This window comes from Sphingobium aquiterrae (assembly GCF_037154135.1).
Taxonomy (GTDB): domain Bacteria; phylum Pseudomonadota; class Alphaproteobacteria; order Sphingomonadales; family Sphingomonadaceae; genus Sphingobium; species Sphingobium aquiterrae.
Map to the genome: position 1 here is coordinate 77,103 of NZ_JBANFL010000009.1, position 18,489 is coordinate 95,591.

The window sequence follows — 18,489 nt, forward strand, 5'->3', positions numbered from 1 at the left end:
GGGGAACTCCTGATTACCGGCAGGCGTCCCCGACGGGATAGAGGCCGGCAAAAGCAAAGGAGAAGGCACTATGGATATTCGTGTTTCCGGACATCAGGTCGACACGGGCGACGCGCTCAAGGAGCATGTCTGGTCCCGGCTGGAGGCGGTGGCCGAGAAATATTTCTCCCGCGCGATCTCCGCGCAGGTGACCTTCCGGCCGGCACCCCATGGCGCGTTCCATTGCGATATCGTGTGCCATGTGATGACGGGCCTGATCCTGAAGGGGGCCGGCGAGGCGCAGGAAGCGCATCCGGCGTTCGATCAGGCCGCCGACCGCATCGAAAAGCAGCTGCGCCGCTACATGCGTCGGCTCAAGGACCGGCATAACCAGGCCGCCGCCGCCGAATCCGTCAAGAACGGCAATGGCAATGGCAATGGCGCCGTCAAGCTCAACGGCTTTGCGCCCGACGCGCTGGACGATGCCGGCTACACCGTGTTCGCCGTGCATGCGGAAGATGACGAACCGGCCGAATCGCCGCTGATCATCGCCGAAACCAAGGTGGACATCCCCCAGGCATCGGTCTCCGACGCGGTGATGATGCTCGACCTGCGCAACACCAATGCGCTGCTGTTCCTCAATGCCGGCACATCGGCCTATAATATGGTCTATCGCCGGCATGACGGGACGATCGGCTGGGTCGAACCCCGGGCCTGAACGGAACCTTGCGCGCAGGCGGCGGGGCCTCATCCCGAGCCCCGCCGCCTGCGGCCTTCCCGCCTCATTGCCCAAGGCCGTTGACCTGAGGCTCTTCCCGCTCTATGGGCCCGGCCTTTAGTTTCGGTTCCGCATGAAGGAACCTGCGTCGGATATGCCGGGCTACCGGGCGGCGGCCACCAGAGTGCGACATGACAGATTTTAACGATCTCATCGTGCCGGAAGCCCTGACCACGGGGCTGACCGTCAGCGGCAAGAAGCAGTTGTTCCAGAAAATCGCTGATCTTGCGACGAAGGCCTATGGGCTGGATACGGCATTGATCTTCGAACGGCTGATGGACCGGGAAAAGCTGGGTTCCACCGGCTTTGGCGGCGGCGTCGCCATTCCCCATGCCAAGATCGAGGGGCTGGACCGCGTGCGCGCGCTTGTGCTGCTGCTGGAACAGCCGATCCCGTTCGAGGCGGTGGACGATGCCCCGGTGGACGTGATCTTCGCGCTGCTTTCGCCGGTCGACAGCGGCGCCGAGCATCTGAAGACGCTGGCCCGCGTTTCCCGCTACCTGCGCAACGCGACGCAGCTTGCCCGCCTGCGCGGCGCGGGATCGAACGAGGCGCTGTACGCTCTGCTCTCCGGCAACGAAGCGCGTGACGCCGCCTGAAGACGGCCCTGCGCCCAGCGGCGAGGCGGCGCATTTCCGCGCCCTGGAACAGCTTTACCGTTCCGCCCCGATCAACCGGCTTTTCCCCTCGCGCCTGACGATATCGGATGCGGGCGTGTCGCGCATCGACTTCGATGTGGACGAGCGCGTCCATCATGCCGCCGGCGCGGCGCATGGCACCATCTATTTCAAGATGCTGGACGATGCGGCCTTCTATGCCGCCAACAGCCTGGTGACGGACCGTTTCCTGCTGACCACCAGCTTCAACCTGCTGTTCACCCGCCCGATCCGCAACGGGCCGATCCGGGCCGAAGGCCGGTGGATCAACGGCCGCCGCCGGGTCTATGTGGCGGAGGCGAGCCTGATCGATTCGGACGGCGAAGAGGTGGGGCGCGGCACCGGCACCTTCATGCGATCGCAATTCCCGCTCGCCGGTCTTCCGGGCTATGCCAGCGCGATGCTGGATGACTGAACGGCTGGCCAGCCACATGCTGATCGGCGCGCTGATCCGGCGCGCGCAGGATGCGGGGGGCTTTGCGACGGTGCTGCGCAAGGGCGATGCGACCAGCGGGGCGATTCTGGTCCAGTGCCTGGAAAAAGGGCGGGAAACGGCGCTTCTCGAACGGGTGCCGGATTATGAGGGCGGCTATCGCCTGATGCCCTGTGGCCCGGCATCCGGGGCGGAGCCGCAGGAGCGCGCGCACTATCTTGACCGCCGCCGCCGGGCCGACCCGGATCTGTGGGTGATCGAACTCGACATCGCGGAAGCGGAACGGTTCGCCGCTGAAACGATCTGCTGAACATTGACTTAATAAGGTGCCCCGGCCATAGGCCCCGGCAGCCTAACGCGCAGGTTGCCGAAAAACGTCCGAGGGGGGCGCCATCGGTGAACACGCAGACGGGGGGCGGATGGACGACAAGAATATAAGAGGATGCGTCGTCCCGGTCCGACCCACCGCATGATTTTGAGACGTAATGAGTTTTCGTTTGAAGGTCGCGACCGTGACCGCCTTTACATTGTCGGTTCTTGCCGCTGCCCTGGCAACCGACGCTTCCTTCGCTTCCGGCACCAGCGCCGGTGCGATAGAGATTATCCCGACCGCTGTCGTCGCGCCGCAAAGCCAGGCGCGCCCGGTCGGAAACGCGCAGGCCGTGCGCTTTGCCGCCCGCAGCGAGATCGTCCAGCCGCTTGAGGCGCCCGCGACGACCAACGCCAATCTGGTCATCAACAGCCAATCCATGCCCCAGGCCCTGCCGGGCGCGAACAGCCTTGCCGACCTGGTCGAAAACCAGGGCGCACCGGAAGATGTGGATGGCGACATGCGCTGCCTTGCCGGCGCGGTCTATTTCGAATCCAAGGGCGAAAGCCTGGAAGGGCAGCTTGCCGTTGCCCGCGTCATCATCAACCGGGCACAGTCCGGCCGTTTCGCCAGCAGCCTGTGCGGCGTCGTATACCAGCCCGGCCAGTTCAGTTTCGTGCGCAACCACGATATCCCGCCCGTGCCGCAGGCCAGCCGCGACTGGCGCGAAGCCGTCGCCATCGCCCAGATTGCGATGCAGGACAGCTGGGAAACCCCGGCCGAAGGCGCGCTGTATTTCCACGCCCGCCGCGTATCGCCCAACTGGGGCAAGACGCGCCTCGCCGCGATCGACAATCACGTCTTCTATCGCTGATCCCCGCTATCGGTGATCCCTTGGCGGATCGGGAAATGAAGGGCCGCCGGTCGACAACCACCGCGCGGCCCCTTTTCTTTGTTCCTGTCCTGTTCTAATCTATCGTCATGGCAACGGACGGGATTCGGGCGGTGGATGCCGCGCAGGGTGAAGGGGGCGTCACGCCATCCGGCGATGGCGCGCCGCTGACGGACGGCACGGCGCTCGCGGTGTCACGCGGTATCCTGCGGCTCTTCCGCCGCCACGATATCTTCGGCGTACTCGAAGCGCCGCTGCCCAATGGACGGCGGGCGGACATCATGGCGATCGATCAGTCGGGCCATCTGGTGATCGTCGAAATCAAGTGCAGCCGCGCCGACCTGCTCGGCGACATGAAATGGCCCGATTATTACGACTATTGCGATCGTTTCTACTGGGGGGTGCCGGCGGGATTCGATCTTTCGCCCTTCGATGGCGAGGCGTTGTGGCCGACCCGGTCGGGCCTGATCGTGGCGGATCGCTACGATGCCGAAATCCTCCGCCCGGCCCCCACGGAACCGCTGGCGGCGGCGCGGCGCAAGGCGGAAACGCTGCGCTTCGCCCGCCGGGCGGCGCGGCGGCTCACGGCGCTGGCCGATCCCGGAAGCGGTGACGAAGCGTCATTTTAGCGCCCGGACCTGATCCGGGGGCGAATGGGGATAGGTGCGCCGCAAGGCACGGGATTCTGTCCCGCGTGGCAGGGCCGTCAGAATGTCGGGCCCTGCACCGGCGCCTTGGTCGCGGTGGCGGCCTTGGCGGTGGAGAGCGCCTCCACCAGGCCGGGGGTGCGCGCATCGCGCTGGGCATAGTCGCGGGCGGACATGCCGGCGATGCTGTCCCGCTTGTCGGCATTGGCGCCCTGCGCCACCAACAGCCGCACCATGGCGATATCCCGCAGCTGCACCGCGCGGATCAGCGGCGTTTCGCCATTGTCATTGGGCTTGTCGACGGTCGCGCCACTGGCCATCAGCAGGCGGGCGCCTTCCTCGAAACGCAGCTGCACCGCGCTCATCAGCGGGGTGTCGCCGGCATCGTTGGCGATATCCGGCTTGGCGCCCTTGCCCAGCATGAAGCTGAGCCAGGTGATGTCGCGGCGCGCCACCACGACATGCAGCGCGGTTTCGCCGGTCTTGATGTCGCGGGCGTTGATGAGGGTCGCGCCGCCGGGCTTCTGGATCAGTTCCATCGCCTTGGTGCCATCGGCGTCGCGCACCGCTTTCAGGAAATTATAGCCGTCGGAAAACTGCGCATGCGCGGCCTGGGGCGCCATTGCGACACCGGCCAGGGGCATGGCGACCGCAGCCATCCATATCAGTTTTGGCCATATCGGCTTTGACCGCATCAGCTTTGAAAAGCCCCCTGATCCCCGCATCACGTCTCACATCCCGTTTGCAATTGCCAACGCCCCGCTAGCAGGGCATGGCTGGCTTCACCATGAACAAAGCATTGACCTGGGCACTGATCTGGTTTGCCGGTGCCGCACTTGCAAGCCTTTCCGCCTGTAGCGGTGGCAATAACGCCGCCACGGCCGACGCCGAACAGGGCGCGCTGGCCGGCGCCGCCATCGGCAAGCCCTTCACGCTCACCGACCAGGACGGCAAGCCCGTCCGCTGGGACGATTTCAAGGGCAAGTACCGCATCGTCTATTTCGGCTACACCTATTGCCCGGATGTGTGCCCGGTCGACCTGCAGCGGATCATGCAGGCCTATGCCCTGTTCGCGAAGCAAGACCCCGCGCGCGCCGCAAAGGTGCAACCGATGTTCATCACCGTCGATCCGGCGCGCGACACGCCGGCGGTGCTGAAAAATTATGTGACCGCCTTTTCGCCGAAGCTGATCGGCCTCACCGGCACGGCGGAGCAGATCGCGAAGGTCACGAAGGACTTTGCCGTCGTCTATGCGGTGGAAAAGACCAAGGGGTCGACCGACTATCTGGTCAGCCACAGCCGCACGCCCTATCTGTTCGGTCCGGACGGAGAACCGATGGCGCTCATCCCGGTGGACGATCCGGCGACGCCGGGCGACGACGGCGCGCCGCAGGCGGTGCTCGCCGCGCTCGACCATTGGGTGAAGTGAAGCGGGATTGGACAGCGGGACATTGAACGCAGGACCGACGAATTTCTGGGAAAAACCCCTCGACCAGCTCGACAGCGCGCAATGGGAAGCGCTGTGCGACGGCTGCGGCAAATGCTGCCTGCACAAGGTCGAGGATGAGGATACGGGGCGCATCTATTTCACCAATGTCGCCTGTCGGCTGCTCGACAGGCAGACGGCGCGCTGCACCAATTACCGTCAGCGCCGCCAGTTCGTGCCCGATTGCGTGCGACTGACCCTGGCGAAGCTCGATTCGATCCCCTGGCTGCCGCGCACCTGCGCCTATCGCCTGCGCGCCGAGGGTCTGCCGCTGCCGGACTGGCATTATCTGGTCAGCGGCGACCGCGAAGCGGTGCATCGGGCCGGCGAGTCGATCCGTGGCTGGACCGTGGCGGAAGTGGAAGCGGGTGATCTGGAAAACCATCTTGTCGAGCGCGCGCTTTAGCGTGGTGTCGAGCCGGATGGATTCATCTGGCGACCGGGGAATCACTGAACATAGGGCATCCCCTAGCGGGTTCCGGTTCAATCATCGGAAGCGGAACCCGCCTGGCGCGCGCCACGAACCGGCCCATGTTGGCGGCAGCGCGATGCGCCCCTCCGCCTGTGAACCAGCGGCGGCCTGACCGCATGTGGAGCGCCTTCAAATCGCGCCGGGGCCGTTCCGCAACGCCAAAGGCCGAGCCCCTTCACCAGATTATCGTCGATGGCGCGGCCATGCCCATCCGCGTGCGCAAGATGGCGCGGGCGCGGGGCTATCGGCTGACGATGGATGTCGCGCGCAGCGAACTGCGCCTGTCGATGCCCCCGCGCGCCGCCATTCGGCAGGCGCTGGCCTGGGTACAGGGGCAGGAGGCGTGGATCAGGGAGCAGATCGCCGCCGCGCCCGATGCGGTGCCGCTGGCGCCGGGCATGGCGATCCCGCTGGAGGGGCGGGAGGTGACGATCGTGCATGACCCGGCCCTGCCGCGCGGCGTGCGGGAGGATGGGGATCGGCTGCTGGTGGGTGGCGCGGCGGAATCCGTCGGCCCGCGCCTGCTGCGCTGGCTGCGCACGCGGGCGAAGAGCGTGCTGGAGGCGGAGACTCTGGCCTGCGCGGCGCGGGAGGGGTTGCGCGTCGGCCCCATTTCCATCGGCGATCCGCGCTCGCGCTGGGGGAGTTGCGCCTCGTCGGGCGCGATCCGCTATAGCTGGCGGTTGATCCTCGCCCCGCCGGAGGTGCGGCGCGCGACGGTGGCGCATGAGGTCGCGCATCTGATCCATATGGACCATAGCCCGGCCTTCCACGCGGCCCATGCCCGGTTGCTGGGGGCGGACCCTGCGCCAGCGCGGGCGTGGCTGCGTCGCCATGGCGCGGCGTTGCATCGGGTGGGGGGATAGAGTTTCCAATCGTCATTCCCGCGGAGGCGGGAATCCATCTCCCTTGCGTTGCGCTTGGTGAAGCGGTGGGAGATGGGTTCCCGCCTCCGCGGCAATGACGATGTGCGGCGTTTAAACCGTCTCGCCCAGTAATAGCCGGGGCAGCGATCCCGATTCCCCGCGCGCCTCGGCCATGAAACGCCCCTTGAGCGGCCCGGCCTTCTGCACGGTGGCCAGGCCAAAGCGGCGGATGGCCGAGGGCAGCTTGCCCGGCACGTCGAACAGGCGGACGAGGCCGTCCATCGCCACGGTGACGCTCAGCGTATCGAGCGCGCGCCAGCGCTGGTAGCGGCGCATGAGCTGCGCGTCGCCGGGGTCGAGGCCCAGGCGCATGCCCTCCACGATGACTTCCGTCAGCGCGGCGACATCGCGGAAGCCCAGATTGACGCCCTGCCCCGCGATCGGGTGGATGCCATGGGCGGCGTCGCCCACCAGCGCCATGCGCGTGTCGGTGATCCGCGCGGCATGGTGGAAGCCCAGCGGATAGCTGGAACGCGGCGCGGCGACCGAAATCTCGCCAAGGAACCCGCCCATGCGCTTTTGCGCTTCGGCCAGCCAAGCGCGATCGCCGAGCTTGAGCATCGCGGGGGCATGTTCGGTCGGCACCGTCCACACGATGGCGGAGCGGGTGCCCGGCTGCATCGGCAGCAGCGCGAAGGGGCCGCCGGGATAGAAGATCTCATAGGCGGTGTTGGCGTGCGGAATGTCGTGGTCGATCGCCGTCACCATCGCGACATGGCGATAGGCCCAGCGGGCGACGGTGATGCCGGCGGCCTCGCGTGTCGGGCTGTTGCGGCCTTCGGCGCCCACCAGCAGCGCGCCGTGCAAGGTGGCGCCGCTGGCCAGCGCCACGGTGACGCCATCCTCGTCGCGGTCGATCCGGGTGGCGCTGTCCGGCTGGAACAGGCTGAGCATGCCCTTTGCCACCATCTCCGCTGCCTGCGCCGCCAGTGCGAGCCGGGTTTGCCGATTTTCGAACATGATGCCCATCGGGCCGTCGCCCTGCGGCGGCACGAAATCCAGCGCGCCCGGCTCCAGCCCGTCGCTCACCCAGATGCGGTCGATGGGGCAGCCCTTGCCCTCCATCCGCGCGCCCACGCCGATGGCGGACAGCAGCTTCCAGCTGGCGCTGGCGATGGCGGACACGCGGCCGTCGAAATCGGGGGCGAGCGTGCTGGCGGGCTCGGCCGGGTCGATCACGGCGCAACGCACGCCATGGTGGCCCAGTGAAATGCCGAGCGTCAGGCCAACCAGCCCGCCGCCCAGGATGATGACGTCGAACCGTTCCATCTGCGCCTTCCCCTTGTCCGTCAGCCCTGCGCGCTGAAGCCGTACATGCGCCGGCTCCACTGATAGGCGATCACTCCCGCCTTGGCCGGGCGGATCATCAGCAGGCAGAGCATGAGGCCGATGGACGGCCACAGCGCGATCTGCACGCCCATGGGAATCGCAAAGGCCAGGTTCACCTCGATCATGGTCGGCACCAGCAGATGGCCGAGCAGCAGGATCACGATATAGGCGGGAAAATCATCGGCCCGGTGGTTGAGCCAGGATTGCCCGCAGGCGGGGCAATGGTCCACCGGCGTCAGGAAACCGGAGAAGAGCGGCGCATTGCCGCAGGCCGGGCACCGGCACCGCAGCGCATGGCGAAGGGCCGGGCCGAAGGGCCGGTCTTCCTGCGCGGGCTGTTCCTTGGACATGCCCTGCCGATAGGCCATTGGCCGGCATCGCGCAATCGCGGGCTTTCCCCGATGGCGCGATGGCACGAAAGATCGTGCCCGGGGGGCTGGCCATCGGTGCCGGTCATTGCTTCCGGCGCTTTGCACTGGCCGTAAACGCCGCGCGGTGCCAAGAGATGCCGATGCACCTGCCCGATCCGACAGAGCCGTTCCTGCTGCTGGATGACGCCCGCGCCACCGGGGCGGCGCCGGCGCGCTTCTATCGCGATCCGGTGGAGATCGTCGTCGCCCGCACCCTGGACGACGTGCAGCCCGCGCTCGACCGGATCGGCGAAGCGCGCGAGGATGGGCTGCATGCGGCCGGCTATCTTTCCTATGAGGCGGGCCATGCGCTGGAACCGCGCCTGTCCGGCCTGTCCAGGGCCTGTGGGCCGCAGGACATGCCGCTGCTGTGGTTCGGCCTGTTTTCGGATTATCACCCGGTCGCGGCGGACGCCGTCGCGGCAATGCTGCCCGATCCTGCCGGTGTGCAGGTCGGGCCGCTGCGCCCGCGCGTGTCGCGGGAGGATTATGGCGTTGCCTTCCGCACGGTGCAGGCGCTGATCGCCGCGGGCGACATCTATCAGGCGAACCTGACCTTTCCCTGCGACCTGCCGCTGCGCGGCGATCCGCGCGCCATCTATGCCGCGCTGCGTGGCCAGGCGCGGGCGGGCTATGGGGGGATCGTGCATACGGGCGAGGACTGGCTGCTGTCCTTTTCGCCCGAGCTGTTCTTCACGCTGGTGCGTGGCCAGCTGACGGCGCGGCCGATGAAGGGCACGGCGGTGCGGCGGGCGGACCCGGCACAGGATGCCGCCGCCATCGCGGCGCTGGTCGCCGACCCGAAGCAGCGGGCGGAAAACCTGATGATCGTGGATCTGCTGCGCAACGACCTGTCGCGCGTGGCGCGTGTCGGCAGCGTCACCGTGCCGGAACTGTTCCGGGTGGAAAGCTACCCCACCGTCCACCAGATGATCTCCACCGTGCGCGCCAGAATCCTGCCGGGGCTCTCCGCCATCGACGTGCTGCGCGCCATCTTTCCCTGCGGTTCCATCACCGGCGCGCCCAAGATTCGCGCGATGGAAGTGGTCGACATGGTGGAAAGCGCGCCCCGGGGCCCCTATACGGGGGCCATCGGCCGCATCGATCCGGATGGAAATGCCGCCTTCAATGTTGCCATTCGTACGATTTGTGCGAAAGGCGGTTCTGACGTCGGGCGGATCGGCCTGGGGTCTGGGGTGGTCGCGGATTCGGACGAAGAGACCGAGTGGCGCGAATGCCTGGACAAGGGGCTGTTCCTGGCGGGAACGGCGCTGGAGCAGGCATGACCGGAATGATGGACGTTGCAGGGAGGGACCGGGGGCTGGTGTCGGACACGCGCTTCGATCTGCTGGAAACCATGGCCTTCGACCCGGTCGAGGGCATTCAGCTGCTGGATTTCCACATGGCCCGGCTGGATGCCAGCGCCATCGCGCTGGGCTATGCGTTCGATCGCCATGGCGCGCGCAACGAGCTGCAGGCCGCGACATTCCGCCTGCGCGAGAAGAGCCGGTTGCGGATGCTGCTTTCCCGCCAGGGGTCCATCGCCATCGAAGTGCGCGAGCATCGCACCTGGCCGGCGGCGATCCTGCCGCTCGCGGTCGTGCAGCGCCCGGCCGCCGCCAGCGATCCGCGCCTGCGCCACAAGACCACGGACCGCAGCATCTATCGCGAGGCGCTGGCGGCCGGCGGCACCTATGAGGTGCTGATGACGGACGAACAGGGCTATCTGACCGAAGGCTGCTTTTCCTCGCTGTTCGTCGAGCGGGGCGACAAGCTGGTGACGCCGCCGCTTTCGCGCGGGCTGCTGCCCGGCGTGCTGCGCGCCAGCCTGATCGCGCTGGGCGAGGCGGTGGAAGGCGATTTGCGCCGGCATGATCTGGAAAACGGCTTTTTCATCGGCAATGCGGCGCGGGGGCTGGTCGCCGCGACGCTGGCGCCGCGTTGAGTGAAGGGCGATCGGGCGCCAATTTCCTGACGCTGGCGGTTGCCCCTCCGATCATTGCGCACTAAGGAGCCGACCGTCGCACCACCTGTGCGAACCATGGGTTAGCCACGAAAGATTATTGCCATGACCAGGACTTCCGCCGCCTTGGGCCGTATCCAGCCGAGTGCCACTCTCGCCATGAGCGCGAAGGTGAACGAGCTGAAACGCGCGGGCGTGGACGTGATTGGCCTGTCGGCGGGCGAGCCCGATTTCGATACGCCCGATTTCGTCAAGGAAGCCGGCATCGCGGCCATCCGCAATGGCCAGACCAAATATACCGATGTCGACGGCACGGTGGAATTGAAGGACGCGATCGCGCTGAAGTTCAAGCGCGACAACGGCCTTGCCTATGATCGCAGCCAGATCAGCGTCAATTCGGGCGGCAAGCACACGCTGTTCAACGCGCTGGTCGCGACCGTGGACGTGGGGGACGAGGTCATCATCCCCGCGCCCTATTGGGTCAGCTATCCCGATATCGTGAACTTTGCGGGCGGCACGCCGGTGTTTATCGCCGCGCCGGCATCGCAGGGCTACAAGATCACGCCGCAGCAGCTGGACGCGGCGATCACGCCGAAGACGCGCTGGGTGCTGCTCAACTCGCCGTCCAACCCCTCGGGCGCGGCCTATTCCTTCGATGAACTGAAGGCATTGGGCGAGGTGCTGCTGCGCCATCCGCATGTGCTGGTGATGACCGACGACATGTACGAGCATGTCTGGTACGCGCCCACGCCCTTCGCCACCATCGCCCAGGCATGCCCCGATCTTTACGAGCGCACGCTGACCGTCAACGGCTGTTCGAAGGCGTTTTCGATGACCGGCTGGCGCATCGGCTTTGCCGGCGGCCCGGCCTGGATCATCAAGGCGATGGGCAAGCTGCAGTCGCAGTCGACCTCCAACCCCTGCTCGATCAGCCAGGCGGCGGCGGTCGCGGCGCTGACGGGCGACCAGGATTTCCTGGAAGAGCGCAATGCCGCCTTCAAGAAGCGCCGCGACATGGTGGTGGCGATGCTGAACGATGCGCCGGGCCTTAACTGCCCGATGCCCGAGGGTGCGTTCTACGTCTATCCCGACGCCAGCGGCCTCATTGGCAAGACCACGCCCAAGGGGGTGAAGATCGACAGCGACGAGACGCTGATCGCCTATTTCCTTGAGGAAGCCCGCGTCGCGGCGGTGCATGGCGGCGCCTTCGGCCTCAGCCCCGCCTTCCGCATCAGCTATGCGACGTCGGACGAGATCCTCAAGACCGCCTGCACCCGCATTCAGCAGGCTTGCGCGCTGCTGAAGTAAAAACGGAAACGCTGCGTTCCACGCGTGCCCTCTTGAATGCGCGGGCGCGCGTGCTACATGCACGTTGCGTTTTGCAACCAATTGTCACTGGTCGAAAATTATATGCCGTTCGCCGGGTCCATGTGACCTTCGTCACGGCATTCAGCCACAGGCAATGCTGTAACGCGCAGGCAGACTCGCTACCCGGCGAATATGTCGGCGCCGTGACATTATGGACCAAGGTTATGATGACGTTCTTGAAATCCGATCTGTTCGCCAAGTTCATGGGCGGTTTCGTGCTGGGCGCGATCGGCGTCTTCACGCTGAACCCCGTGCTGGCCAGCTCGCATGCCCCACGGGACAGCGATGCCGTGAGCAGCATCACCCAGGTCGCGGCACCCACGGATGGCGCGCGCTAAGCCCCTCGCTTTTTCCCTGATTGCAGGCGCCGGCCTGTTCGGCGCCCTGTGGGCCTTGCCCCTCGCGAATATCGCCCCTGCCCTTGCCGCCGAACATGCGGTGGCAGCGCCAGTCCCCCGGATCGACCCGCCTTCTGCCAGCAGCAGCGAGACCGCGATCTTCGCCGGCGGCTGTTTCTGGGGCGTCGAGGGCGTCTTTTCCCATGTGCGCGGCGTGCGCTCGGTCGAGGCGGGCTATGCCGGCGGGCCCAAGGGCCGGCGCGTCACCTATGATCTGGTGGGCGGCGGTGACACGGGTTTCGCCGAATCGGTGCGTGTCACCTATGATCCGCGACAGCTGCGCTACGGCACGCTGCTGCGCATCTTCTTCTCGGTCATCGCCGACCCCACGACGCTCAATTATCAGGGGCCGGACCGGGGCAGCCAGTATCGCAGCGCGCTGTTCCCGCTCAACGACGCGCAGGACAGGGTGGCGCGCGCCTATCTGGCGCAACTGGACGCGGCGAAGCTGTGGCGCGGTCCGATCGTGACGAAGGTGGAGCCGGTGGGCAGCTTCCAGCCGGCCGAGGGCTATCATCAGGACTTCATGGCGAATAATCCGCGCCACCCCTATATCCTGCGCTGGGATGCGCCCAAGCTGGCGGCGTTCAAGGCGATGTATCCCGCGCTCTACAGCCCGCGCGCCGTGCGCTGAGAGCATCCTGCTGTAAATCGGGATCAGCCAATCAGCCACCCCGTTCGGGCTGAGTCGAAGCCCTGTCCTTCCCTGCAAGAAAGAACGGCCCCTTCGGCAGGCTCAGAGCCTGCCCCGGACCCGATCCGCGGGCGAACGGTTCCGTTGGATCGGGACTGTTTCCTCGCGCGCGAGGACGGCCAGCGCCCCAAAACCTTCGGGCGAGGCCCGTTTCCAGACCCCGCCCGTAAAATTTTGCGATTCGCCCCGCCTTATTTCGGCGCGAGCACCATCAGCATCTGGCGGCCTTCCATCCGGGGATAGGCCTCCACCTTCGCGATTTCCCCGACATTTTCCGCCACGCGCTGGAGCAGCGCCATGCCGAGTTGCTGGTGGGAAAGCTCGCGGCCGCGGAAGCGCAGGGTGATCTTCACCTTGTCGCCTTCGCCGATGAAATCATGGACCTTCTTCATCTTCGTATCATAATCATGATCGTCGATGTTCGGACGCATCTTGATCTCTTTGAGTTCCTGCGTCTTCTGGGTCTTGCGGGCGATATTCGCCTTTTTCTGGGCTTCGTACTTGAACTTGCCGATGTCCAGAAACTTGCAGACCGGCGGATCGGCATTGGGGGAGACCTCGACCAGGTCAAGGCCGACTTCGGCCGCCTGCTCGATCGCTTCCTGCGTAAACATCACGCCCAGATTTTCGCCTTCATCATCAATGACCCGAACCTTGGGCACGGTGATGAACTCATTATAGCGGGGGCCGGATTTCGGCGGCGGCGCCAGTGGTCGGCGCATCATGGGGGGACGTATAGCGGCTTCTCCTGTAGTTCCTGAATCGGACGGCTCTTAGCGGCATTTGGCAATGCCGAAAAGGGGCGGCGCCACGACTCGCGTCGAGGCTGCCGACCCTGTGGCATTGCTGCCTCACTGCATATCGGGCGCACGCGCCTCTTTTGCAAGACGTGCGATGGCTTCATCGACCGAAAGCATGGTCTGCCCCTCGCTGCCCAGCACGCGCAGGGCAACGGTGCCCTCATCCGCCTCGCGCCGGCCGACAACCAGCAAATTCGGGACTTTTGCGAGGCTGTGCTCGCGCACCTTGTAGTTGATCTTCTCGTTGCGCACGTCCACTTCGGCGCGGATGCCGGCGGCGCGCAGCTTCTCGACGACAGCATGCGCATAATCGTCCGCATCGGACACGATGGTCGCGACCACGGCCTGCACGGGCGCGAGCCAGAGCGGGAATCGCCCGGCATGATGCTCGATCAGGATGCCGATGAAGCGCTCGAACGTGCCCAATATGGCGCGGTGGAGCATTACCGGACGGTGCCGGCCGCCATCTTCGCCGACATAGCTGGCGTCGAGTCGTTCGGGCAGCACCGTGTCCGTCTGCAGCGTGCCGCACTGCCATGTGCGCCCGATCGCGTCGGTCAGGTGGAATTCCAGCTTGGGCGCGTAGAAGGCGCCCTCGCCCTCCAGCTCTTCCCAGCCATAGTCCGCTGTCGCGCGGCCGGCCTCCGCCACCGCCTCGCGCAGCGACTGTTCCGACCAGTCCCACATCTCGTCGGAGCCGAAGCGCTTTTCCGGGCGCAGGGCGAGCTTGATCGCATAGCGTTCGAAGCCCAGATCCTTGTAGACCACGTCCAGCAGGTCGCAGAAGGCCTTCACTTCCTCGACCAGCTGATCCTGCCGCACGAAGATATGCGCGTCGTCCTGCGTGAACTGGCGCACGCGCATGATGCCGTGCAGCGCGCCATGCGCCTCGTTGCGGTGGCAGCAGCCGAATTCGGCAAGGCGCAGCGGCAGGTCGCGATAGGATTTGATGCCCTGGCGGAAGATGAGGACATGCGCGGGGCAGTTCATGGGCTTCAGCGCCATCATGTCCGCCTCGCCGGAGAGCACCGGGCCTTCGTCCTCGGTGTTCGGCACTTCGTCGGGCACGACGAACATGTTCTCGCGATATTTGCCCCAGTGGCCGGACTGCTCCCACTGGCGCGCGTCCATCAGCTGCGGCGTCTTCACTTCCTCATAACCCGCCGCGTCCAGGCGGCGGCGCATATAGGCCTCCAGCTGGCGCCAGATCACATAGCCCTTGGGATGCCAGAAGACGGAACCCTGCGCCTCGGACTGGAGGTGGAACAGGTCCATCTCCTGCCCGATCTTGCGATGGTCGCGCTTGGCCGCTTCCTCCAGCCGCGTCAGATGCTCCTGCAGCTGCTTTTTATTGAGCCAGCCAGTGCCGTAGATGCGGGAAAGCATCGCATTCTTCTGGTCGCCGCGCCAATAGGCGCCGGACACGCGCGTCAGCTTGAACGCCTGCGGGTCGAGCCGGCCCGTGGAGGCAAGGTGCGGGCCGCGGCACATATCCAGCCAGTCGTCGCCCGACCAGTAGACGGTCAGCGGCTCGTCGCCCGGCAGCTCGGCGGCCCACTGCGCCTTGAACGTCTCGCCTTCCGCCTGCCAGCGGGCGATCAGGTCTTCGCGGCTCCACACTTCGCGGCGCAGCGGCTTGTTGGCGGCGATGATCCTGCGCATCGCCTCCTCGATCGCGGGCAGGTCTTCATCGGTGAAGGGCCGGTCCTTGCCATCGATTTTTGGCGGTGCGAAATCATAATAGAAGCCGTCGTCCGTGGATGGGCCGAAGGTGATCTGCGTGCCCGGGAACAGCTGCTGCACGGCTTCCGCCAGCACATGGGCATAGTCGTGGCGCGCCAGCTCCAGCGCATCCGCCTCGTCCCGGCTCGTCACCAGCGCGAGGGCCGCATCGGCCTCCAGCGGCCGCATGATGTCGCGCAGCTCGCCGTCCACCCGCGCGGCGATGGCCGCCTTGGCAAGGCCGGGACCGATGTCCGCCGCGATGTCCGCCGGGGTCGTGCCGAGCGCGACTTCGCGCACGGAACCATCGGGCAGGGTAATCTTGATCATGGCGGACACAGGATGGGCTTTCTGTCGAAGGGGGCGCAAAACCCCGGAAATTGCAGGGCATCCCTTAAATGGGCGCCCTTGGCTGTCAATAGAAGGTCTGGCAATAGAGGGTCTGGAGCGCGGGCAAAAGGATGCAGCCTTTAGTCTAGCGGGGCGTATCCCGGGGGCACAGGGCGTTATTACCCAACGGCCCGGACAATCGCGGCGTCGAAAAATCAGGAGCGGTTCCGCGTGAACGCAAACCATTCTAAGCCACCATCATGACCGATGCTCCCCCTCCCCGCTTTCTTGCCCGCCCCGATGGCCTTCGCCTTGCCTATCGCTTCACGCCCGGCGACGGCCCCACCATCGTCTTCCTGCCGGGCTATATGTCCGACATGGCCGGGTCCAAGGCGACGGCGCTGTTCGACTGGGCGGTGGCGCGGGCGCGCGCCTGCCTGTTGCTCGATTATGCCGGCAATGGCGCGAGCGAGGGCGCGTTCGTGGACGGCACGCTCACCAGCTGGCGGGACGATGCGCTGTTCCTGATCGACAGCGTGACGCAGGGGCCGTTGGTCGTCGTCGGATCGTCCATGGGCGGGTGGATCGCGCTGCTGGTCGCGATCGCGCGGGCGGAGCGGATGGCGGGGCTGGTCGGCATCGCCGCCGCGCCCGACTTCACCGACTGGGGCTTCACCGATGCGCAGAAGGCGCGGCTGCGGGCCGACGGGCGGATCGAGGAGCCCAGCGATTATGGCGACCAGCCCTATGTGACGACGTTGGCCTTCTGGGAGTCCGGGCAGGCGAGCCTGTTGCTGGGCACGGCCATGCCCATCGACTGCCCCGTCCGCCTGCTGCAGGGGCAGCAGGATGCGGATGTGCCGTGGGAAACGGCGTTGGGCATCGCCGCGGCGGTGCGTTCATCCGACGTGCAGACGTTGTTGATTAAGGATGGCGACCATCGCCTGTCGCGCGATGCGGATATCGCCCGGCTGATCGCCACGGTCGCCGCGCTTGTCCAGCCCCCGGAGCCTGCATGATCCTGACCGCCCTGCTGCTGTTGCAAGCCTATTCCCCCGAGACAGAGGCGGTGATGAACCGGTCCCGCGCCAGGGCAGCGGAAACACGGGCGGCGGCGGAAAATGCCGCGAAGCCGGCCGCTTCGAATGGCGGGACGGCGGCTTCCGCTGCGCCCGCCACGCTTCCCCTGCCGCCGGAGGTCGCGGCGAAGCTGCAGGCATGCACCGACGCGGCGGTGGCGGACCCGGACAGGGGCGTCGCCTTCGCCAATGCCTGGCGGCTTGACGGCGGCGGCTATCATGCGCGGCAATGCATGGGCTTTGCCTATGCGCGCGCCGAGCGCTGGTCGCCCGCCATGGTCGCCTTCAGCCAGGCCGCCGACGAGGCGGAGCGCACCGGCGGCGATGGCAGTGGGCGGCTGTGGGCGCAGGCGGGCAATGCCGCGCTCCTCGGCGGCGAACCCGCCAAGGCCCGCGAATTTTTCGATGCGGCCTTTGCGCGCGGCCTGCCGGACGGACTTGAGAAAGGCGAGGCCTATCTGGACCGCGCCCGCGCGCTGGTGGCGCTGGGGGACATGGTGAAGGCGCGTGGCGATCTGGACAATGCCGTGGTGCAGGCCGCGCCCGATCCGCTCGCCTGGCTGCTGTCGGCCACGCTGGCGCGGCGCACCGGCAATCTGGCGCTGGCGCGCACGCATATCGCGCAGGCCGTGAAGCTTTCCCCCGACGATGCCTCGGTCGCGCTGGAGGAAGGCAATATCGCGATACGGTCCGGGCAGGACGACATCGCCCGTGCCGCCTGGAGCCGCGCGGCGAAGCTCGCGCCGCAGGGCGATGCGGGCAAGGCCGCCGCCGACAGTCTTTCCCGGCTGGAGGCGGAGGCGAAAGTACCGCCAGCTGCCGGCAGCAAATAATCCCCGGCCTCTTTATCGGGAACAGCGTTCGGGAGATGGCTCCCCACCTGCGCGGGGATGACGGTTAATCTCTCCGGGAATTTCTCTTACGCCACCAGCGCGCGTGCGACCTCGCGGATATAGTCGCCGATATCCTCGCGCTCCAGCGCCAGCGCCAGATTCGCCTCGACATAGCCGGCCTTCGATCCGCAATCGAAACGGCGGCCGTCGAAGGTCAGGCCATGGAAAGGCTGGGTGCCGATCATCGCGGCCATGGCGTCGGTCAGCTGGATTTCACCGCCGGCGCCCTTTTCCTGAGTCGCCAGGATCTTCATGACTTCGGGCTGCAGGATGTAGCGGCCGGGCAGGATGAGGTTGCTGGGCGCGGTGCCGGCGGCGGGCTTTTCGACCAGGCCCTTGACCTCGGTCAGCGGACCGTCGCGGAAACCGGGATCGATCACGCCATAGCTCGGCGTCTGCTCCATCGGGATTTCGAGCGCGCAGACGAGGTTGCCGCCGACATGCGCATAGGCATCGACCATCTGCTTCATGCAGCCGGGCGCACCATGCATGAACTCGTCCGGCAGGATGATGGCGAAGGGTTCGTCGCCGATGATGTCGCGAGCGCACCAGATGGCATGGCCAAGGCCGAGCGGCTCCTGCTGGCGGATGAAGACGGCATTGCCCGGCGCGAGCCGCGTGCCTTCCAGCGCGGAGAGATCCTTGCCGCGCTCGCGCTGGGTCGTCTCGCATTCGAAGGCGATGTCGAAATGATCCTCGATCGCGCCCTTGCCGCGGCCGGTGACGAAGATCATCTGCTCGATCCCCGCTTCCAGCGCTTCGTCCACCGCATATTGGATGAGGGGCCGGTCCACGATCGGCAGCAATTCCTTGGGAACGGCCTTGGTCGCCGGAAGGAAGCGTGTGCCGAGACCGGCGACGGGGAACACCGCCTTGCGAATTGTCTTGCTCATTGACCTCGCCTGCATGGATTTGCCTGTGTGG

General features: G+C 66.5%; 22 protein-coding genes. 16 read left to right on the forward strand and 6 right to left on the reverse strand.

What is annotated here, in order from left to right:
- The first annotated feature begins 70 nt into the window (after positions 1 to 70).
- The 6 genes from hpf to WFP78_RS11385 all read left to right on the forward strand — a co-directional run bounded on the left by hpf (position 71) and on the right by WFP78_RS11385 (position 3,677).
- Complete coding sequence (gene hpf / locus WFP78_RS11360) at positions 71 to 697, forward strand: ribosome hibernation-promoting factor, HPF/YfiA family (protein WP_336962011.1); 627 nt, start codon at positions 71 to 73, stop codon at positions 695 to 697.
- A gap of 191 nt (positions 698 to 888) precedes the next feature.
- The gene (locus tag WFP78_RS11365) at positions 889 to 1,356 is read left to right on the forward strand and encodes a PTS sugar transporter subunit IIA (RefSeq protein WP_336962014.1); all 468 of its coding nucleotides are present in this window, start codon (positions 889 to 891) and stop codon (positions 1,354 to 1,356) included.
- Entirely contained in the window at positions 1,343 to 1,828 is a 486-nt protein-coding gene (locus tag WFP78_RS11370; protein ID WP_336962017.1) for a PaaI family thioesterase, read from the forward strand. The genes WFP78_RS11365 and WFP78_RS11370 overlap by 14 nt, the downstream gene beginning before the upstream one ends.
- Complete coding sequence (locus tag WFP78_RS11375; RefSeq protein WP_336962020.1) at positions 1,821 to 2,156, forward strand: DUF1491 family protein; 336 nt, start codon at positions 1,821 to 1,823, stop codon at positions 2,154 to 2,156. The genes WFP78_RS11370 and WFP78_RS11375 overlap by 8 nt, the downstream gene beginning before the upstream one ends.
- 175 nt (positions 2,157 to 2,331) lie before the next feature.
- Positions 2,332 to 3,030: a cell wall hydrolase gene (locus WFP78_RS11380; protein WP_336962023.1), complete on the forward strand. Its 699-nt coding sequence runs from the start codon at positions 2,332 to 2,334 to the stop codon at positions 3,028 to 3,030.
- 185 nt (positions 3,031 to 3,215) lie between these two features.
- Positions 3,216 to 3,677: an MmcB family DNA repair protein gene (locus WFP78_RS11385; RefSeq protein WP_336962346.1), complete on the forward strand. Its 462-nt coding sequence runs from the start codon at positions 3,216 to 3,218 to the stop codon at positions 3,675 to 3,677.
- 77 nt (positions 3,678 to 3,754) lie between these two features.
- Here WFP78_RS11385 and WFP78_RS11390 read toward each other — a convergent pair whose 3' ends face one another.
- Positions 3,755 to 4,339, reverse strand: coding sequence for an ankyrin repeat domain-containing protein (locus WFP78_RS11390; RefSeq protein WP_336962026.1), 585 nt, complete (start codon positions 4,337 to 4,339; stop codon positions 3,755 to 3,757).
- Positions 4,340 to 4,467: 128 nt separating this feature from the next.
- Between WFP78_RS11390 and WFP78_RS11395 the strand changes: the two genes are divergently transcribed.
- From WFP78_RS11395 to WFP78_RS11405, 3 genes are all read left to right on the forward strand, one after another.
- A complete protein-coding gene (locus WFP78_RS11395) occupies positions 4,468 to 5,124 on the forward strand; it encodes an SCO family protein (protein ID WP_336962029.1) in 657 nt (218 codons plus the stop codon).
- Positions 5,125 to 5,146: 22 nt separating this feature from the next.
- Complete coding sequence (locus WFP78_RS11400) at positions 5,147 to 5,587, forward strand: YcgN family cysteine cluster protein (RefSeq protein ID WP_336962032.1); 441 nt, start codon at positions 5,147 to 5,149, stop codon at positions 5,585 to 5,587.
- A 269-nt stretch (positions 5,588 to 5,856) separates the two neighbouring features.
- On the forward strand, positions 5,857 to 6,519 hold the full coding sequence (locus WFP78_RS11405; RefSeq protein ID WP_336962035.1) for a M48 family metallopeptidase: 663 nt from the start codon (positions 5,857 to 5,859) through the stop codon (positions 6,517 to 6,519).
- A gap of 111 nt (positions 6,520 to 6,630) precedes the next feature.
- Here WFP78_RS11405 and WFP78_RS11410 read toward each other — a convergent pair whose 3' ends face one another.
- Together WFP78_RS11410 and WFP78_RS11415 are read right to left on the reverse strand one after the other, a co-directional pair.
- Positions 6,631 to 7,848, reverse strand: a complete 1,218-nt coding sequence (locus WFP78_RS11410; protein WP_336962037.1) for an FAD-dependent monooxygenase — start codon at positions 7,846 to 7,848, stop codon at positions 6,631 to 6,633.
- Positions 7,849 to 7,868: 20 nt separating this feature from the next.
- On the reverse strand, positions 7,869 to 8,258 hold the full coding sequence (locus WFP78_RS11415) for a DUF983 domain-containing protein (RefSeq protein WP_336962040.1): 390 nt from the start codon (positions 8,256 to 8,258) through the stop codon (positions 7,869 to 7,871).
- Between the two features lie 161 nt (positions 8,259 to 8,419).
- Here WFP78_RS11415 and pabB point away from each other — a divergent pair, with 161 nt between their 5' ends.
- The 5 genes from pabB (at position 8,420) to msrA (ending at position 12,681) form a co-directional block, all read left to right on the forward strand.
- Positions 8,420 to 9,604 (forward strand): aminodeoxychorismate synthase component I, encoded by a 1,185-nt coding sequence (pabB, locus tag WFP78_RS11420; RefSeq protein WP_336962043.1) that lies wholly within the window; start codon positions 8,420 to 8,422, stop codon positions 9,602 to 9,604.
- The gene (locus WFP78_RS11425; protein WP_336962045.1) at positions 9,601 to 10,263 is read left to right on the forward strand and encodes an aminotransferase class IV; all 663 of its coding nucleotides are present in this window, start codon (positions 9,601 to 9,603) and stop codon (positions 10,261 to 10,263) included. The genes pabB and WFP78_RS11425 overlap by 4 nt, the downstream gene beginning before the upstream one ends.
- A 123-nt stretch (positions 10,264 to 10,386) precedes the next feature.
- Positions 10,387 to 11,589 (forward strand): pyridoxal phosphate-dependent aminotransferase, encoded by a 1,203-nt coding sequence (locus tag WFP78_RS11430; RefSeq protein ID WP_336962048.1) that lies wholly within the window; start codon positions 10,387 to 10,389, stop codon positions 11,587 to 11,589.
- A 224-nt stretch (positions 11,590 to 11,813) separates the two neighbouring features.
- Positions 11,814 to 11,987: a hypothetical protein gene (locus WFP78_RS11435; RefSeq protein WP_336962051.1), complete on the forward strand. Its 174-nt coding sequence runs from the start codon at positions 11,814 to 11,816 to the stop codon at positions 11,985 to 11,987.
- Positions 11,974 to 12,681: a peptide-methionine (S)-S-oxide reductase MsrA gene (msrA, locus tag WFP78_RS11440; RefSeq protein ID WP_336962055.1), complete on the forward strand. Its 708-nt coding sequence runs from the start codon at positions 11,974 to 11,976 to the stop codon at positions 12,679 to 12,681. The genes WFP78_RS11435 and msrA overlap by 14 nt, the downstream gene beginning before the upstream one ends.
- Positions 12,682 to 12,932: 251 nt before the next feature.
- Here the strand turns inward: msrA and infC are convergent, their stop codons facing one another.
- Both infC and thrS read right to left on the reverse strand, forming a co-directional pair.
- Positions 12,933 to 13,466, reverse strand: a complete 534-nt coding sequence (infC, locus tag WFP78_RS11445; RefSeq protein WP_336962058.1) for a translation initiation factor IF-3 — start codon at positions 13,464 to 13,466, stop codon at positions 12,933 to 12,935.
- A gap of 126 nt (positions 13,467 to 13,592) precedes the next feature.
- Positions 13,593 to 15,593: a threonine--tRNA ligase gene (gene thrS, locus WFP78_RS11450; protein WP_419722952.1), complete on the reverse strand. Its 2,001-nt coding sequence runs from the start codon at positions 15,591 to 15,593 to the stop codon at positions 13,593 to 13,595.
- A 260-nt stretch (positions 15,594 to 15,853) separates the two neighbouring features.
- Between thrS and WFP78_RS11455 the strand changes: the two genes are divergently transcribed.
- Both WFP78_RS11455 and WFP78_RS11460 read left to right on the forward strand, forming a co-directional pair.
- On the forward strand, positions 15,854 to 16,612 hold the full coding sequence (locus WFP78_RS11455) for an alpha/beta fold hydrolase (RefSeq protein WP_336962064.1): 759 nt from the start codon (positions 15,854 to 15,856) through the stop codon (positions 16,610 to 16,612).
- On the forward strand, positions 16,609 to 17,505 hold the full coding sequence (locus WFP78_RS11460; RefSeq protein ID WP_336962066.1) for a tetratricopeptide repeat protein: 897 nt from the start codon (positions 16,609 to 16,611) through the stop codon (positions 17,503 to 17,505). The genes WFP78_RS11455 and WFP78_RS11460 overlap by 4 nt, the downstream gene beginning before the upstream one ends.
- 86 nt (positions 17,506 to 17,591) lie before the next feature.
- On the opposite strand, the gene WFP78_RS11465 is transcribed toward WFP78_RS11460, so the two are convergent.
- Positions 17,592 to 18,458, reverse strand: coding sequence for a UTP--glucose-1-phosphate uridylyltransferase (locus WFP78_RS11465; protein ID WP_336962069.1), 867 nt, complete (start codon positions 18,456 to 18,458; stop codon positions 17,592 to 17,594).
- Between the last annotated feature and the right edge of the window lie 31 nt (positions 18,459 to 18,489).

Excerpts from the sequence above, each read along its gene's own strand:
- WFP78_RS11460 (WP_336962066.1), top strand. The coding sequence starts at position 16,609 with ATGATCCTGACCGCCCTGCTGCTGTTGCAAGCCTATTCCCCCGAGACA.
- hpf (WP_336962011.1), top strand. The coding sequence starts at position 71 with ATGGATATTCGTGTTTCCGGACATCAGGTCGACACGGGCGACGCGCTC.
- WFP78_RS11380 (WP_336962023.1), top strand. The coding sequence starts at position 2,332 with ATGAGTTTTCGTTTGAAGGTCGCGACCGTGACCGCCTTTACATTGTCG.
- WFP78_RS11395 (WP_336962029.1), top strand. The coding sequence starts at position 4,468 with ATGGCTGGCTTCACCATGAACAAAGCATTGACCTGGGCACTGATCTGG.
- WFP78_RS11430 (WP_336962048.1), top strand. The coding sequence starts at position 10,387 with ATGACCAGGACTTCCGCCGCCTTGGGCCGTATCCAGCCGAGTGCCACT.
- WFP78_RS11390 (WP_336962026.1), bottom strand. The coding sequence starts at position 4,339 with ATGCCCCTGGCCGGTGTCGCAATGGCGCCCCAGGCCGCGCATGCGCAG.
- WFP78_RS11415 (WP_336962040.1), bottom strand. The coding sequence starts at position 8,258 with ATGTCCAAGGAACAGCCCGCGCAGGAAGACCGGCCCTTCGGCCCGGCC.
- pabB (WP_336962043.1), top strand. The coding sequence starts at position 8,420 with ATGCACCTGCCCGATCCGACAGAGCCGTTCCTGCTGCTGGATGACGCC.
- thrS (WP_419722952.1), bottom strand. The coding sequence starts at position 15,593 with ATGATCAAGATTACCCTGCCCGATGGTTCCGTGCGCGAAGTCGCGCTC.
- WFP78_RS11465 (WP_336962069.1), bottom strand. The coding sequence starts at position 18,458 with ATGAGCAAGACAATTCGCAAGGCGGTGTTCCCCGTCGCCGGTCTCGGC.
- WFP78_RS11365 (WP_336962014.1), top strand. The coding sequence starts at position 889 with ATGACAGATTTTAACGATCTCATCGTGCCGGAAGCCCTGACCACGGGG.
- WFP78_RS11405 (WP_336962035.1), top strand. The coding sequence starts at position 5,857 with ATGCCCATCCGCGTGCGCAAGATGGCGCGGGCGCGGGGCTATCGGCTG.
- infC (WP_336962058.1), bottom strand. The coding sequence starts at position 13,466 with ATGATGCGCCGACCACTGGCGCCGCCGCCGAAATCCGGCCCCCGCTAT.
- msrA (WP_336962055.1), top strand. The coding sequence starts at position 11,974 with ATGGCGCGCGCTAAGCCCCTCGCTTTTTCCCTGATTGCAGGCGCCGGC.
- WFP78_RS11425 (WP_336962045.1), top strand. The coding sequence starts at position 9,601 with ATGACCGGAATGATGGACGTTGCAGGGAGGGACCGGGGGCTGGTGTCG.
- WFP78_RS11375 (WP_336962020.1), top strand. The coding sequence starts at position 1,821 with ATGACTGAACGGCTGGCCAGCCACATGCTGATCGGCGCGCTGATCCGG.
- WFP78_RS11435 (WP_336962051.1), top strand. The coding sequence starts at position 11,814 with ATGATGACGTTCTTGAAATCCGATCTGTTCGCCAAGTTCATGGGCGGT.
- WFP78_RS11410 (WP_336962037.1), bottom strand. The coding sequence starts at position 7,848 with ATGGAACGGTTCGACGTCATCATCCTGGGCGGCGGGCTGGTTGGCCTG.
- WFP78_RS11455 (WP_336962064.1), top strand. The coding sequence starts at position 15,854 with ATGACCGATGCTCCCCCTCCCCGCTTTCTTGCCCGCCCCGATGGCCTT.